Source organism: Halobacillus litoralis (assembly GCF_004101865.1).
Taxonomy (GTDB): domain Bacteria; phylum Bacillota; class Bacilli; order Bacillales; family Halobacillaceae; genus Halobacillus; species Halobacillus litoralis_A.
In genome coordinates this window covers 1590193-1605262 of the sequence record NZ_CP026118.1, presented here as the reverse complement: position 1 = coordinate 1605262, position 15070 = coordinate 1590193, and the positions used below count along the sequence as shown (strand labels likewise).

At 43.8% G+C, this 15070-nt stretch carries 15 protein-coding genes; 11 read left to right on the top strand and 4 right to left on the bottom strand.

Translation table 11 applies throughout. The features are described 5' to 3' along the window. Positions 1-188 precede the first annotated feature (188 nt). From HLI_RS08015 to HLI_RS07965, 11 genes are read left to right on the top strand one after another with little or no spacing between them, the layout of a single operon-like run. Positions 189-1226 carry a LacI family DNA-binding transcriptional regulator gene (locus HLI_RS08015; RefSeq protein WP_128524504.1) on the top strand — a complete coding sequence of 346 codons (1038 nt, stop codon included), beginning with the start codon at positions 189-191 and terminating at the stop codon, positions 1224-1226. Positions 1227-1254: 28 nt separating this feature from the next. Continuing rightward, complete coding sequence (locus tag HLI_RS08010; protein WP_128524503.1) at positions 1255-2148, top strand: energy-coupling factor transporter transmembrane component T family protein; 894 nt, start codon at positions 1255-1257, stop codon at positions 2146-2148. After that, complete coding sequence (locus HLI_RS08005; protein WP_128524502.1) at positions 2148-3002, top strand: energy-coupling factor ABC transporter ATP-binding protein; 855 nt, start codon at positions 2148-2150, stop codon at positions 3000-3002. The genes HLI_RS08010 and HLI_RS08005 overlap by 1 nt, the downstream gene beginning before the upstream one ends. 21 nt (positions 3003-3023) lie before the next feature. Beyond that, a complete protein-coding gene (locus HLI_RS08000) occupies positions 3024-3872 on the top strand; it encodes an energy-coupling factor ABC transporter ATP-binding protein (protein ID WP_164908515.1) in 849 nt (282 codons plus the stop codon). Then, positions 3856-4707, top strand: a complete 852-nt coding sequence (locus HLI_RS07995) for a nucleoside phosphorylase (RefSeq protein ID WP_128524500.1) — start codon at positions 3856-3858, stop codon at positions 4705-4707. Before HLI_RS08000 ends, HLI_RS07995 begins: the two co-directional genes overlap by 17 nt. 28 nt (positions 4708-4735) lie before the next feature. Beyond that, positions 4736-5536 (top strand): MTAP family purine nucleoside phosphorylase, encoded by an 801-nt coding sequence (locus HLI_RS07990; RefSeq protein WP_128524499.1) that lies wholly within the window; start codon positions 4736-4738, stop codon positions 5534-5536. Between the two features lie 7 nt (positions 5537-5543). After that, entirely contained in the window at positions 5544-6983 is a 1440-nt protein-coding gene (locus tag HLI_RS07985; protein WP_128524498.1) for an amidohydrolase family protein, read from the top strand. 2 nt (positions 6984-6985) lie between these two features. Then, positions 6986-7588 (top strand): class II aldolase/adducin family protein, encoded by a 603-nt coding sequence (locus tag HLI_RS07980; RefSeq protein WP_128524497.1) that lies wholly within the window; start codon positions 6986-6988, stop codon positions 7586-7588. 20 nt (positions 7589-7608) lie between these two features. Further along, complete coding sequence (mtnA, locus tag HLI_RS07975; protein ID WP_128524496.1) at positions 7609-8685, top strand: S-methyl-5-thioribose-1-phosphate isomerase; 1077 nt, start codon at positions 7609-7611, stop codon at positions 8683-8685. 21 nt (positions 8686-8706) lie between these two features. Then, positions 8707-8877: a DUF1427 family protein gene (locus HLI_RS07970; RefSeq protein WP_128524495.1), complete on the top strand. Its 171-nt coding sequence runs from the start codon at positions 8707-8709 to the stop codon at positions 8875-8877. A 37-nt stretch (positions 8878-8914) separates the two neighbouring features. Then, positions 8915-11092: a malate synthase G gene (locus HLI_RS07965; protein WP_128524494.1), complete on the top strand. Its 2178-nt coding sequence runs from the start codon at positions 8915-8917 to the stop codon at positions 11090-11092. Between the two features lie 340 nt (positions 11093-11432). Here the strand turns inward: HLI_RS07965 and betB are convergent, their stop codons facing one another. The 4 genes from betB to HLI_RS07945 are packed head-to-tail and all read right to left on the bottom strand — an operon-like array spanning position 11433 to position 15044. Continuing rightward, positions 11433-12899, bottom strand: coding sequence for a betaine-aldehyde dehydrogenase (betB, locus tag HLI_RS07960; protein WP_128526842.1), 1467 nt, complete (start codon positions 12897-12899; stop codon positions 11433-11435). Between the two features lie 15 nt (positions 12900-12914). Beyond that, positions 12915-13448 (bottom strand): chromate transporter, encoded by a 534-nt coding sequence (locus HLI_RS07955; RefSeq protein ID WP_128524493.1) that lies wholly within the window; start codon positions 13446-13448, stop codon positions 12915-12917. A 5-nt stretch (positions 13449-13453) separates the two neighbouring features. Continuing rightward, positions 13454-14038 (bottom strand): chromate transporter, encoded by a 585-nt coding sequence (locus HLI_RS07950; protein ID WP_128524492.1) that lies wholly within the window; start codon positions 14036-14038, stop codon positions 13454-13456. 4 nt (positions 14039-14042) lie between these two features. Next, positions 14043-15044 (bottom strand): NAD(P)/FAD-dependent oxidoreductase, encoded by a 1002-nt coding sequence (locus tag HLI_RS07945; RefSeq protein ID WP_128524491.1) that lies wholly within the window; start codon positions 15042-15044, stop codon positions 14043-14045. Positions 15045-15070: the final 26 nt, after the last annotated feature.

Sequence of the window (15070 nt, the reverse complement as noted above, 5' to 3'; positions counted from 1 at the left end):
TGTAATTGTTTCCCTACTATTTCTGGAAATAATCAATATTTTCAGAAAATTGTTGAAATAACATCCTTAACTGAAGTATAATACAAGTAACTAGAAAACGTTTTCATATCGAAGGGGAGAGAGAATCGGTCAAGGCCTTCTCTGTATAGATATAAAAACGTTTCCACAAAGATAGGAAGTGGGAAACCATGGTAACAATCAAAGATGTCGCAAAAGCAGCGAATGTATCAATTTCTACAGTTTCCAGAGTGTTAAATAATAGTGGCTATAGCAGCATGAGTACTAAGGAAAAAGTGAACAAGGCTGTGGAAGAATTGAAATTTCAAAAAAATATGGTCGCAACAGCCATGATTAAAAAGCAAACGTCGACTCTAGGTTTAATCATTCCGGATATCAAAAATATCTTCTATGGTGAGCTGACACGAGCCATCGAGGACCAAGCCCATCAATATGGGTTCAATGTCATTTTATGCAACACCGACAATGACTTGGAGAAAGAGGCAGAGTATTTGAATTTTCTGCTTAGAAAAGGGATCGATGGAATCATATTTTCCACACCTGAAATCAATGATAAAAATATCAGGGAAGTAATGAAGAACCGTCCTGATGTGCCGCTGATTCTGTTAGGAAGTCAAGTGAAAAATGTGCGCCTGGACGAAGTTCTCGTCGATAATTTCGAAGGGGGTTATCAGGCTACAGCACATCTTTTGGATCACGGACATCAAAGAATAGGCTACATTGGCGGTCAAAAAGATTCATATGCAACAGTTGAACGTTACAAGGGCTATGCAAAAGCTTTGGAAGACTATGGTATTGAACCGATGGATGAATATTTGAAGCTTGATGAATTCAAAATTCATAGCGGTTATCACAGAGGAAAAGAATTGTTAAAGATGTCAGAACCTCCGACAGCTGTCTTTGCGGGAAACGATGCGATCGCTGTTGGTGTTTATAAGGCAGCTAGAGAATTAGGAATCAGTATTCCTGAAGAACTATCCGTCATAGGCTTTGATGATTCTCAGTTTGCTGAGATCGTAGACCCTGAATTGACGACGATTCGTACTCCAATTTCAGAAATGGGAGAGAAAACTGTCGAATTAGCCATCCAAATAGTAAGGGAGGGAAAGAACTTCAAGGAGACTGTAACTTTTCAGCCATCTTTAATTGAAAGAGGATCGACGGCTAAAGTAAACGATCATTATTTAGTGCGAAAATACCCATCATAACCTCATAACCTGTGAAGGAGGAAGAAGCGTGAATAGTTTATACATGCCTAAAGATAGTTTGATTCACAGCTTGGACCCAAGAACAAAAATGATTTTTGTGGCCTTTGTCGTAGCCAGTTCGTTTATCTTGAATGATCCAGCCCTGCAGTTAGTATTACTGGTCGCCCTTTTTCCCTTAGTGGTCATAGCGAAGCTAGTGAAACCTTACCTGATTTCTATTCAGTTCTTACTACTGTTTGCTGTCTTGATTATGACTGTCCATGGAATCTATAATCCTATCGGTGTGACTCCGGTTTTTGAAATTTTTGGAGGTTTAACCTTCAAGTATGAATCTATGGTTTATGCATCTGTCATGTCCTTCAGAATTCTCGTCATAGGAACAGGTGCTGTACTATTCGTCATGACCACCCATCCTTCTGATATGGCGTCAGCCCTTGTGAAATGGAAAGTCCCTCACTCTTTTGCGTTCATCCTATTATCCACCTTTCAAATCATCCCGATCATCGCCAGGGAAGCAAAAATCGTAATGGAAGCCCAACAGGCAAGATGTTTGGATGTGAAGGGGAATATTATTCAACGAGTCAAGAACCTAGTCCCCATGTTCGCTCCCTTATTCATCATTACATTTATGAAAGTCCACCAGCTATCCTATGTGCTTGAGTGTAGAGCATTCAGCAGAAAAGGAACAAAAACCAGTCTTCGTGAAACTAAAATCGGATCTTTGGATTATTCCTTCCTTATAGGGATGCTTGGAGTACTCGTATTTGAAATCTATCTCAAGTTATTCATGATGGGGTCTTTGCACCTGACTACAGACGCTCTTTTAACCTACTCCCTTTTCGGAACTTGGGTTGTGTGTGGGCTGATGCTCGTCAAATTCCTATTCAAACAAGTCCAGGGGAAATTCGGAGGTGCTAACTAATGAAAGAAGAAAAACAGGCGATTGAAGTAACAAATCTTACTTTTGAATATCCGGATACCGAAGAACCAGTACTGAAGAACGTCAGTTTCACCATTGATTACGGGGAAATCCTTGGAATAATTGGACCAACCGGAGCTGGTAAATCAACGCTGGCCATGTGTGTGAACGGACTAGTCCCTCAAGTGATCAGTGGAGAAATGGAAGGGGAGGTCTTTGTCAAAGGCATCGATGTCCACGAAAGTGATGTGGCAGCAATGTCAGAGCATGTAGGTTTTGTCTTCCAGGAGCCTGAAAATCAACTGAGTCAGATGACTATTGAGGAAGAAATCGCTTTTGGTATGGGGAATCTCGGAGTACCCCGTGATGAGATGCTTGTGAGGATCAAAGACGCTCTGGCTCAAGTAGGGCTTGAAGGATATGAGAAAAGGAGTCCTCTGGCTTTATCCGGTGGTCAGCAGCAGCGACTTGCGATAGCAGCTGTTTTAGCGATGCGGCCGACAATCATGATTATGGACGAGCCAACATCAATGCTTGACCCCAAAGGAAAAAACGAAGTATATGATGTTTTGAAAAATTTAAAAGAATATGGAATGACAGGCATCATTATTGATCATGAGGTAGAGAGAATCGCTGCTTATTGTGATAAGGTTTTAGTTTTAGATAATGGCGAGGTGAAAATGTTCGGCACCACAGAAGAAGTGTTTACAGAAATCGACCAGTTACATGAGTTGACTTTACATGCGCCGCAGGTCACTGAATTCTTAGCTGAGTATAACCATCAGTTTGGTGAAAAGGTGAAACTGGCGACGACAGAGGAAGAAGCTGTTCGAACCTTTGAGAGCATATACAAATAAATGTTAGAGGAGGTAGGGACGATGAAGCCATATATCTCAGTGAAAAATGTGTCCCATGTCTATCCGAATGGAGTGACGGCAATCAAGGATATCAATCTTGATATCTCTGAAGGGGAAGTCGTTGCCATCTTGGGAAGTAATGGTTCAGGAAAAACGACACTCGTTAAACATTTTAATGGATTGCTTACACCTACGACTGGTGAAATTACGGTAGGAGAGCTTAATACAAAGAAAGAAAGGATTTCTAAATTATCAAGTTTAGTCGGTTATGTTTTCCAAAACCCGAACCATCAGACTTTTTTGCCTACTGTCGGAAAGGAATTGGCTTACGGTTGTACGAATCTGAAAATGTCTGAAGAGGAAACAGAGGAACGGGTTAACAAGGCGATTGAGCTCTTTGATCTTGGAGAGCGTTTAGAGGATAATCCCTTTGACTTGAATTCGAGTCAAAGGAAAGAAGTGGCGATGGCATCGATCATGGCCGTCTCTCCTAAAGTCATTGTCCTTGATGAACCTACAACAGGTCAGGATCACAAAGGCTGTAAACGAGTGCTGGATCTTGTCAGGATGTTCAAGGAACATGGCCATATCGTCGTCCTTATCACCCATGATATGCATTTAATCGGAGAACTGAACTGTCGCACAGTGGTCATGAATCAAAGTGAAAAAATCGCCGATGATCAAGCGAGCATTGTTTTTTCCGACAAAGGGATTATGGAAGAAGCCGGGCTCCAGCCACCACAAATCACTACTTTCGCCAATGCACTAACGAAATTAGATTCGAATAAAACATATTTGACTGTTGATTCCATCTTAAAGTGGATCAAGGAAAACAAAGAGGAGGTTGTTCAAGTTGGTTCAGGATCTTAAATGGAAAGCAAAAGCTAATCGACCAGAATCAGAGGATCATTCCCAGTATCATATAAGGTGTCGTCCGGGAGACGTAGAAAAATATGTGTTGCTTCCAGGTGACCCGGAACGTGTCGGCCAGATGGCTGAATATTGGGACGAGAAAAAACATATCGCCACATACCGTGAACATGTTACATATACGGGAAAAGTAGGCGGTGTGGGAATTTCAGCTTGTTCTACAGGAGCAGGCGGACCATCGACGGCAAGTGCGCTTGAAGAATTAGCTGAAGTCGGTGCGGAAACGTTTTTACGTGTAGGAACCTGTGGAGCAATGCAGGAAAATATCGCTCCTGGGGATTTGATTATTTGTGCAGGAGCCGTACGATACGATGGCACTAGTGATCAATATGTCGATCAAAAGTTCCCTGCGATTGCTAACCAGGAAGTGGTAATGGCTCTGATTGAGGCGGCTGAACGTTTAGGGGTGAATTACCATGTAGGAATCGGTTATACCGCTGCTTCCTTCTTTTGTGGTCAGGGTCGCCCGGGCTTCAACAACTATAACCAAAGCTGGATGAACACCATCATGGATGATATGCAACGTGCAGGGGTGCTGAACTTTGAAATGGAAGCTGCCACTGTGCTTACATTAAGCAGCTTATTTAATTTAAGAGCCGGGGCTATTTTTACAGCTGTAGCTAACCGGGTCAAAGATGAATTTGAATATAAGGGTGAGGGTGTGGAACAGTCCATCGCCGTGGCTACAGAAGCTACTAAGATTCTCAGTCATTGGGATGATCTGAAAAAAGCTTCAGGGAAACCTTACTTTTTCCCATCTTTACTAAATCAATAATCCAAATAATAATAGGAGGTCAAAAGCTATGAAAATAGGTATTGTCGGGGGCACAGGTTTTTATAATTTGGTTGATGGAATGAAAGAGAAGAATGTATCCACAGAATACGGAGATGTTGTCGTTTACGAGGGAGAACATGCTGGGAAAGAAATTTACTTCTTACCTCGCCACGGGAAATCTCATGACAGTCTCGCTCACCAAATCAATTATCGAGCAAACATGATGGCGTTAAAAAAGCTGGGGGCTGACCATGTGCTTGCGATGTGCGCGGTAGGGTCATTGAATCCTGACATTCCGGTAGGGGCACTCGCTTTACTTGATCAGTTCATGGATGTGACGACTAAACGGGTTTCCACGTATGATAAATATTCTGTGGAAATTACACAACCTTATTGTCCGGATCTTAATGCAACTTTTTTGAAAGCAGCAGAAGAGCTGAATCTTGAAGTCACACCTAAAGCGAATTATATCTGTGTCGATGGCCCTCGTTATGAAACATCTTTAGAAATCAACATTTACAAGCAGTGGGGCATGGATGTTGTCGGGATGACGAATGCGACAGAAGCCATCCTTGCCAGAGAACTGGGAATAGCTTATGCGGTTGTGACGATGTCAACGGACCTGGCGGCTGGTACGACGGATGTCCCGCCGGATCTTGATACACATAAAAATGTGGTCATTGACAACCAGGATAAAATCAAAGATCTTTTCTTGAAAACAATTGAATTAGCTACTGATGATAAACCTTCCATTGCTCATGAAGCCTATGAAAGAGCTTTGAAAGCCCGTAAAGAAAAGCTGGATAAATTAGAGACTACCCAAGTGTAGGTTCAGCATGAGTACAGTGATTGAAAATGCTGAATGGATAAGTCCACGGTCTGGTGGGGTGAAGAGGGGAAACATCTTGATTAAAGAAGGGAAAATTGAAAAGATTCTTCCTTCAGGCACTTCTCCTGACAATAACTATGAAGCTATTGATGCCACGGGACAATTGATCATCCCTGGAATGACGAATGCTCACTATCACTCTTATTCAAATTTACTGAAGGGAACCGAACATGATTTACCACTAGAAGTCTGGTCCTTATATACGGTGGCTTATGGACACTCTTTATCAGATGAAGATATCTATCTTGCTGTTTTGCTTGGTGCCATTGAAATGATCCGTAGTGGTGTGACGGGATGTATCGATCATTTTCCACATTTACCAAGATCCCAAGCAGCTTTAGAAGCTTATCATGATTCAGGAATGCACGTATCCTTCGCACCTATGATGCACGATGTTCCCGATCACCATTTCCTGAAGTTGAAACTGCCGGTTGAGTTAAGAGAGAAACTCGAATCTGTGGCTCCTCGCACAGTTTCGGAAATGCATGATTTTTATCATGATCTTATTCGGAATTGGCATACACGGGACGGCAGGATCCATATTATACTCGGACCCAACGCGCCACAGCGTTGTTCATTTGAAGCGTTGGATTTATGCAGTCATCTTAGCGAGGAATTTGACCTCAAAGTTCATACACACTTGTTAGAAACGTTGATTCAACGAGATCTTGGAAAAGTTCATTACGATGGCGGGATGTTGGCCCACATGCAGAATGCGGGTATTTTGAATGAACGATTATCAGTCGCTCATGCGATATGGCTTGAAGTCAAGGAATTGGATCTCTTGAAAGGAAGAGGAGTATCGGTGATTCATAATCCCGGCAGTAATATGACATTAGGAAGTGGTAAAGCACCGATCGCCGAATTCCTTCAAAGGGGGATTCCGGTGGGGCTGGGAACCGATGCTTCGAACTGTGGGACCTCGCATAGTCTTTTCGAGACAATGAGATTTGCAGCAATGATGCACCGGGTAGATGAGAGGGCATTTGAGAACTGGCCCAAAGCCTCCCAAACTTTTGAAATGGCCACGGTCCATGGAGCGAATATTATGGGATATGGAAATCGCAGAGGGGAAATTCGGGAAGGGTATGATGCTGATCTTGTTTTTCTCAGGAAGAATACGACGACATGGTCGAATATTCACGACGAAATCTCCCAGCTAGTGTTCCATGAAAATGGTCAATCCATAGAATCTGTCATGATTCGGGGAGAGTGGGTCCTTAGAAATAATAGAATTACTGCATTCAACGAGCAACAAGTGATTGAGCGTGTTCAGGAACGTGCTGAAGCCCTTCGGATAAATAGTAGGGAAGCGGTCGGCTTTGCTGATAGACTCAGACCTTATGTGGAGAGCTTTTATAATAATTTTTATAATGGGAGGAAATGAACATGAGCTATGAATTATTGAAAAAGGAACTGCAGCATGTTTCTCATAAAGTGTATCAAAAGGGCTTTACCCAGGCGACAGGTGGCAATATCAGTGTCCGAATCCCGGGGACAGATCATGTATTAATCAAACGAAGCGGTATCAGCTTAGGGGAAGTGAGCAGAGAAGATGCACTAGTCGTCAATATGGATGGTGAGGTGGTTGAAGGGCAAGGAAAACCTTCTAAAGAAATCGGCTTCCACCTGGGGGTTTATAGAGTCCGTCCTGACGTCAATGCCGTAGTCCACTGTCATCCTAACTACGCCATAGGCTATGCGTGTTTGGGAGAGGAACTGCCCCTCCCTACCGTTACTGCACGGAAGCTCCTCGGGCACGTTCCAGTCGCTGATGTAGCCCCTTCAGGATCGAAGGAATTGGCCCAACATGTGACAGATGTATTCACCCAGTATCCAGATATCAAAATAGCACTCATGAAGGATCACGGGGTCTGTTCGGTCGGACCGACGCTTGAAGCTGCGTATAATGTCGTCGATCTTGCAGAAGCGACCGCGAAACAATCATTCATATTGACTCAATTGCGGGCTGGTGTACCAGTTCCGAATTAATGGGAATAGGAGGGGAATCTATGACGACCATTCATGAGCTTGTCAAACGTTATCAGGGAGAGGAATTGGCGCTGCCGATATGGTTTGAAGAAGGTGTCTTAAAACTCATCGATCAAACAAAACTGCCATTCTCTGAAGACATTGTAACTTGTTCCACTGTAGAACACCTAGCAGAAGCGATCCGTTCAATGATGATTCGCGGGTCAGGTGCTATTGGTATATGCGGGGCCTATGGACTGTATTTAGCTGCTTACGTATCAGATGGAGACCCTGATGAAATAAAACAAGCAGGCAAATTATTGAAAAGTACACGACCGACCGCTGTCAACTTAATGAAAACGGTGGATGAAATGGTTGAAGCCATTAACGGGACGGGCCAGGATCTCGTTGAGGGAATGGAGCAGAAGACTGTAGAGATTTTGGAACGTCAGTTAGCTTTCGAATATGAATTAGGAAAACATGGAGCCGCGTTGATTGAAGACGGAGATACCATTATGACTCATTGCCATTCCGGCGCCTTAGGCGGTGCGGGGTATGGGGGAAGAGCATTATCGGTCATCCGTACCGCTCATGAACAAGGCAAGAACATCCACGTCATTACGTGTGAAACACGTCCATATTTACAAGGGGCACGGATTACCGCTTATGAATTGAAAAAATTCGGTATTCCTCACACGTTGATCACTGACAACATGTCTGGATTTTGTATGAACACCGGCCGTGTAGACAAAATTGTCGTAGGGTCTGATCGTGTATCGGCAAATGGAGATTTGGCCAATAAAGTCGGGACTTATATGCACGCACTTGCAGCCAAGGAAAATAGGATTCCATTTTATACAGCCACCTCAAGCCATACGATTGATTTTGATACTGAAAGTGGAAAAGATATTGAAGTGGAAATGCGGGATTCGAGCGAAGTTACGGAGATAAAGGGTGTGAAAATAGCACCAGAAGGTACGAATGCCCTTTATCCATCATTTGATATCACTCCAAACCATTTGATCAGCGGCATCATTACCGAAAAAGGTGTAATTACAGCACCTTTCACAGATAATTTACAGACAGTCGATCCGAAATTAAATAAAATTCCACAATAAGATCGGGGAGGAGGAACAGAAATGGTAAAAGAAGCACTCCTCGCTATGGTAGCGGGAATTGTAATCGGTGTCGTTTTCAAATTGATAAAACTTCCTTTACCAGCCCCTCCTGTCCTCGCTGGTGTGCTTGGTGTAGCTGGGGTTTATATTGGCGGTAAAATCATAGAAGTCCTTTTTATGAGAGTTCAATGAATGCTGGATACAACTATTTCATGGAGGAGGAATATAAATGAGCGATTATGTGAAAGTCGGCACCTTGCAGGTAGACAGAGCTTTGTATGAATTCATTGTTTCAGAAGCTCTTCCGGAAAGCGGGATTGTGAATGAACAATTCTGGAGTGACTTTGAATCATTACTTGCAGATTTAACCCCACTAAATAAAAATCTTCTAGAAAAAAGGGACGCTCTTCAAAGCAAGTTGGATACATGGTACAACGAACATCCTGGCAATTATGATTTCAAGGAGTACAAGTCTTTCTTGCAGGAAATAGGTTATTTAGAGCCGCAGGTAGAAGACTTCAAGATTACATCCGAAAATGTAGATGACGATATTTCTACACAGGCGGGACCGCAGTTGGTCGTCCCTGTAGATAATGCCCGATACGCTTTGAATGCAGCCAATGCCCGTTATGGCAGCCTGTATGATGCGCTTTACGGAACAGACGTCATCAATGAAGAAGATGGAGCGGAACGTGTGGGGGGGTATAACCCTATACGAGGGGAGAAAGTAGTGTTGTATGCGAAGGAAGTGTTGGACCAGATCGCTCCTTTAACTGCATCTTCTCATAAAGACGCAGTTACATATAAGGTTACGAGTGGAGAACTGTGCGTAACTGTTGGAGATGGTACAGAAAGGACACTGGAAGAGAGTGAAAAATTCAAAGGTTTCCAAGGCCCGGCAGAGGATCCTTCAGCGATTTTATTGGAAAATAATGGGCTGCATTTGGAAATTCAAATCGACCGTAATCACCCGATAGGAAAGAATGATGCAGCAGGCGTCAAAGATATTTTGATGGAGTCTGCCACGACGACTATTATGGACTGTGAGGATTCTGTGGCAGCTGTAGATGCAGAGGATAAAGTCCGCGTATATAAAAACTTACTTGGTCTTATGAAAGGTGAGCTGACCTCGACTTTTGATAAAGGTGGCAAAGAAGTCACACGTCAACTCCAACCTGACCGTCATTATACGAACCCTAATGGGGGAGAGATCTCACTTCATGGACGATCGCTCATGTTCATGCGTAATGTCGGTCACTTGATGACAACTCCTGCCATTCTGGATGGGAATGGAGAGGAAGTTCCTGAAGGGATCATGGATGGGGTTGTTACGAGTCTTGTCGCTAAGCATGATCTGTTAAGAAACAGCCGTTTCCGAAACTCTGAGAAGGGTTCCATTTATATCGTTAAGCCAAAAATGCACGGTTCAAAAGAGGTAGCATTCGCTAATGAATTGTTCGATCGCATTGAAGATATGCTGGGGCTTGAGAGACATACGATTAAAATCGGGGTGATGGATGAGGAACGCAGAACGACCCTGAATCTGAAAAATTGTATCCATGAGGTCAAAGAAAGAATCGTATTTATCAATACCGGGTTTCTTGACCGAACTGGGGATGAAATTCATACCTCCATGGCTGCAGGGCCAATGATCCGGAAAAAAGAGATGAAGTCTTCCACATGGCTCCAGTCCTATGAGCAATCAAATGTCAATATCGGGTTGAGTACAGGACTGCAAGGACGAGCCCAAATCGGAAAAGGTATGTGGGCGATGCCGGAGATGATGAAATCTATGCTCGAACAGAAGCACAGCCAGCTGGAAGCGGGAGCGAATACAGCCTGGGTTCCTTCACCGACAGCAGCTACATTACACGCTTTGCATTATCATAAGATCAATGTGAAAGCTGCTCAGGATCAGTTGCTGGAAACAATTCAAGACAAAACCGACGAAATCCTTGAAGTACCAACGGCATTGGATGCGAATTGGACCGAGAAGGAAATTCAGGAGGAGCTTGAAAACAACGCCCAGGGGATATTAGGATATGTTGTCCGTTGGGTCAATCATGGCGTCGGGTGTTCCAAAGTCCCAGATATCGATGACGTGGGTCTTATGGAAGACCGTGCAACGCTTCGGATTTCAAGTCAGCACATGGCTAATTGGCTTCACCATGGAATTGTGAATGAAGAAAAGGTGAAAGAAACATTAAGGAAGATGGCGAAAGTCGTAGATGGTCAAAACAGTCACGATCCAGAATACCGGCCGATGGCTCCTGATTTTAACCGATCCATTGCCTTCCAAGCTGCATGTGACCTGATCTTTGAAGGAAGAGGAGAGCCGAACGGTTATACCGAACCAATCTTACACAAACGCCGCCGCGAGTTGAAATCTGAAACTTATGTAAACTAAAATAAGCAGGGCGCCCTTGTTTAATATCAGGGGCGTCTTTTGTCGATCTCCTGTAGTCTGAGTCATTCAACTGAGTTTAAGGAGTTAATGCAAAGTTGTTGAAAGAAAGTGAGACGGAGCTGGGGCAAAACACTAACTTCCACAAACAATAGGGTGGAATGGACCAAATGGAGCGTAGGCATTTATTGCTTCATAAAGAAAACCCGAACAAATTCGTTCGGGTTTTCTAGCGGAAAAATTCTTTTGTGCAAGCCTCGTTTTCGTTGTGGTTATCACGATCAATTGTTTGCTTTAAAAAAACATGCTGCTCGATTTATTGTTTTGTTCGCTTGAATGGTCATTAAAACCAATGAAGAGGAGAAGGGTTCGTATTCTCATATACATGTTTCACTTCCGTATATTCTTCAAGTCCCTGCTTGCCAAGTTCACGCCCTATTCCCGAAGCTTTATAGCCGCCCCATGGAGCCTGAGCGAAGTAAGGGTGGAAGTCATTGATCCATACGGTTCCCATTCTCAAAGCTCCAGCCACTCGTTCGGCTTTTCTTATATCTGTTGTCCAAACTGCTCCTGCCAGTCCGTAAATAGAATCGTTGGCTAATTTAATCGCTTGTTCTTCACTACTGAAACGTTCGATACTCAAGATTGGCCCGAAAGTTTCTTCCTGGACGATTCGCATGGAGGTGTCACAGTTTGTGAAAATCGTCGGTTCAAAGAAGAACCCTGCTTGTAGTTCTTCGGCTGCCGGTCGTTTACCGCCGAGAACCAAGTTTGCTCCTTCTTTGATACCGATGTCTACATAGTTTTCCACTTTTTCACGGTGTTCCTTTGAAATGAGCGGTCCTGATTGTGTGGAGTCATCAAAACCATTGCCGAGCTTGATCTGTTGAGCTCGTTCAACCAAGGCTTCTACGAATTCATCATGGATCGAGTCCTGAACAAGTAAGCGGGCTCCCGCTGAACATACCTGCCCAGAGTGGAAGAAAATTGCATTCAAGGCTTGGTCTAAAGCAGTTTCAAAATCTGCATCAGCAAAGACTATATTCGGGTTTTTCCCACCTAGTTCAAGAGCAAGCTTTTTGAAGTTTCCTGAAGCTGCTTTCATGATTTTGCGGCCGGTTTCGAGCCCGCCTGTAAATGATATAAGGTCAACTTCATGGCTTTCAGCAAGAAGTTGACCTGTGTCCGCCCCGGAGCCTAACACAAGGTTGGCTACCCCTTCAGGAACGCCAACTTCTTCAATAAGCTCTAATATTTTGATCGTGGTCAATGGTGTGATTTCACTTGGTTTAATGACAAGGGTGTTTCCCGCAGCAAGCGCTGGAGCCAGTTTCCAAGAAGCCTGCAATAGCGGGTAGTTCCAAGGTGTAATTTGCCCGCAGACCCCTACAGGTTCTCTTACGACTTTGCTTTTTGAATCAGGAATAGGGGAGGCGGTCATTTCTCCGCCATCTTTATCCGCAAGCCCTCCATAATAGCGGAATACTTCTGCGATATCCTTCATGTCATCCAAGCTTTCAGACAATGTTTTACCTGTATCCAATGTTTCAAGCTCAGCTAATTCCTGCTGATCCCGTCCAATCAATTCAGCAATTTTCAGGACGATTTTTCCTCGTTCTGTCGCGGGGATATGAGGCCACTCACCATGGTCGAAAGCCTCCCTTGCAGCATCAATCGCTGATTGAGAGTCAGACTCATCACCTTCAGGAACTTCTGCAATCGGTTCTTGGTTGAATGGGTTGATAATCGTACGTGTATGGCCAGCAGCAGCCGCTACCCATTCTCCATTAATGTACATTTTTTTCTTGATCATTTTTTTCCTCCTTTAAAAACCGTAAATCAATATTCCTAACATTCCAGAAAGGCCAATCACCCATACAGGGGATACCTTTTTGTGCAGTAAAAACATCGCCATAATTAAAATGAAATATTGTGGGTAATCCTTTAAATTCGAAAATAGTTCATTTTGTACACCCATCCGGATGCCAGCATATAATATCAGCGCTGTAATCACGGGGTGAATGCCGTACAGACCACGGTTCAACATTTTGGTTTGGGAATGACGGGCGATTAGTTTGATTAATAGGAGAACAAGGATCAGGGAAGGCAGTAAATTACTGCCTGCAGCTATGACCGCGCCTCCAATTCCTGATGTTTGATAGCCGATGAATAATGCGGAATTAGTGGCAATCGGTCCAGGCGCCGATCCAGCAATGGCTATGATGTCTGTAAATTGTTGATGAGTCAGCCACTGGTGTTCACGAACCGCCTGTTCCATAAGGGGAATCATCGCATAACCGCCACCAAAACCGAATAATCCGATGATGAAAAATTCGATGAATAATTGGAAGGAGACCATTTGTGTCAGCTCCTTCTATTATTCCAGGCATGATATAGCCAGCCAGCTAGAGCTCCTCCAACGATTAAAAAAACCGGGGAGATGGCTATGCTGCCAAGCGAGAAAATTGCAATAAGAAAGAGGAAGAAAGTAAACCGGTCATGAATCGCCCCTTTGCCGATTTTAAGACCTGCAAATAAGATGAGTCCGATGATTGCTGGCCGTATCCCTTGAAATGCATCTTGTACGACAGATAAATCTTGATAAGTCAAAAAGAGATAAGTCAAAAGGACAATGATCATTCCAGCAGGGAGAAGCATTCCCAGCATCGCTGTAAGTGCGCCGCCGATTCCGCTCACCGTATAGCCGATATAAATCGAAGCATTGATGGCGATGGATCCTGGAGCAGATTGAGAAACGGCGATAATTTCCGGAACATCTTCACTTGTGAACCATCTTCTTTTCTTTACGATTTCTGATTCAATGTGCGGAATCATAGCGATCCCACCGCCAAAGGTGAGCGGACTGATTTTCATAAAAGTAAGCAGCAGCTCAAGAAGAACACGTAAATGGTTTTCTGGTGGCGTGGTGAATTTAGTCTGGAACGCCACAGAGTCATTCTCCGCCTAGAACTCTGGTGCTGTGGGGCGGCTGAACTCTTGTGTCAGGGTCTATATAATGTTTTGCCTGGCTGATTGCTGTCGGGGCTTCCCCGAACCCTGTCGCGATAAGCTTCACTTTTCCATCATAGGTTGTTATATCCCCGGCTGCGTATATGCCAGATATATTCGTTTCCATTTTCTGATTGACGATAATGGAATTCTTGTCGATTTCCAATCCCCATTCTTTTATAGCTCCAAGACTTGAGAGAAATCCGTGGTTGATGATCAAGGAATCGATTTCCAGCTGTTCGGATAGTTCCCCCTTGGTTTCTTTCAATACGACAGACTCAATTTGGTCTTCTGTGCCGACCAAATCATCAATTGCCATCGGGGTTTTGATTTTGACATTGGTTTCTTTCAATTGATTTAGGCTGTGTTCATGTGCCCTGAATTGACTGCGTCGGTGGACAAGTGTTGTCTCCTGGGCAATTTCTGAAAGCATAAGGGCCCAATCTACCGCTGAATCTCCTCCGCCTGAAATGCAGACTCTTTGACCTTTATGGGCTTGTAAGTCAGTGATGGAGTAGAAAAGATTTTTCCCTTCATATTTATCAGCTGCTTCGTGCTTCAGTCGACGTGGTTGAAAGGCGCCGGCTCCGCTCGTAATCAAGACTGTTTTGCCGTAATGTTCATCTTCAGTCGTCGTTACTTTGAAAAGCTGTTCTTCCAATTTTTCGACATTCTGAACGTTTTCTTCTAAGCACATGTGCGGGTCGAACTGTTTTGCTTGTTCCTCCAGTTGGTGGACGAGGTCTTTGGCGAGAATCTTTGGAGATCCGGCCACATCGTAAATGTTTTTCTCAGGATATAAGGCCATAAGTTGACCCCCTGGCTGCGGTAAGCTGTCAATCAGTTTTACTGACATTTCCCGCATGCCCCCGTAAAAAGCGGCAAATAATCCTGTAGGGCCGCCCCCAATGATGATAACGTCCACTATATTGTCAGTTTGTGTCATTTTTATGTTTCCTCACCTTCTAGTTG

Bases quoted from the DNA above. Each gene is read 5' to 3' on its own strand.
- HLI_RS08015 (WP_128524504.1), top strand. From the start codon at position 189: ATGGTAACAATCAAAGATGTCGCAAAAGCAGCGAATGTATCAATTTCT.
- HLI_RS08005 (WP_128524502.1), top strand. From the start codon at position 2,148: ATGAAAGAAGAAAAACAGGCGATTGAAGTAACAAATCTTACTTTTGAA.
- HLI_RS08000 (WP_164908515.1), top strand. From the start codon at position 3,024: ATGAAGCCATATATCTCAGTGAAAAATGTGTCCCATGTCTATCCGAAT.
- HLI_RS07990 (WP_128524499.1), top strand. From the start codon at position 4,736: ATGAAAATAGGTATTGTCGGGGGCACAGGTTTTTATAATTTGGTTGAT.
- HLI_RS07985 (WP_128524498.1), top strand. From the start codon at position 5,544: ATGAGTACAGTGATTGAAAATGCTGAATGGATAAGTCCACGGTCTGGT.
- HLI_RS07980 (WP_128524497.1), top strand. From the start codon at position 6,986: ATGAGCTATGAATTATTGAAAAAGGAACTGCAGCATGTTTCTCATAAA.
- mtnA (WP_128524496.1), top strand. From the start codon at position 7,609: ATGACGACCATTCATGAGCTTGTCAAACGTTATCAGGGAGAGGAATTG.
- HLI_RS07970 (WP_128524495.1), top strand. From the start codon at position 8,707: ATGGTAAAAGAAGCACTCCTCGCTATGGTAGCGGGAATTGTAATCGGT.
- HLI_RS07965 (WP_128524494.1), top strand. From the start codon at position 8,915: ATGAGCGATTATGTGAAAGTCGGCACCTTGCAGGTAGACAGAGCTTTG.
- HLI_RS07955 (WP_128524493.1), bottom strand. From the start codon at position 13,448: ATGGTCTCCTTCCAATTATTCATCGAATTTTTCATCATCGGATTATTC.
- HLI_RS07945 (WP_128524491.1), bottom strand. From the start codon at position 15,044: ATGACACAAACTGACAATATAGTGGACGTTATCATCATTGGGGGCGGC.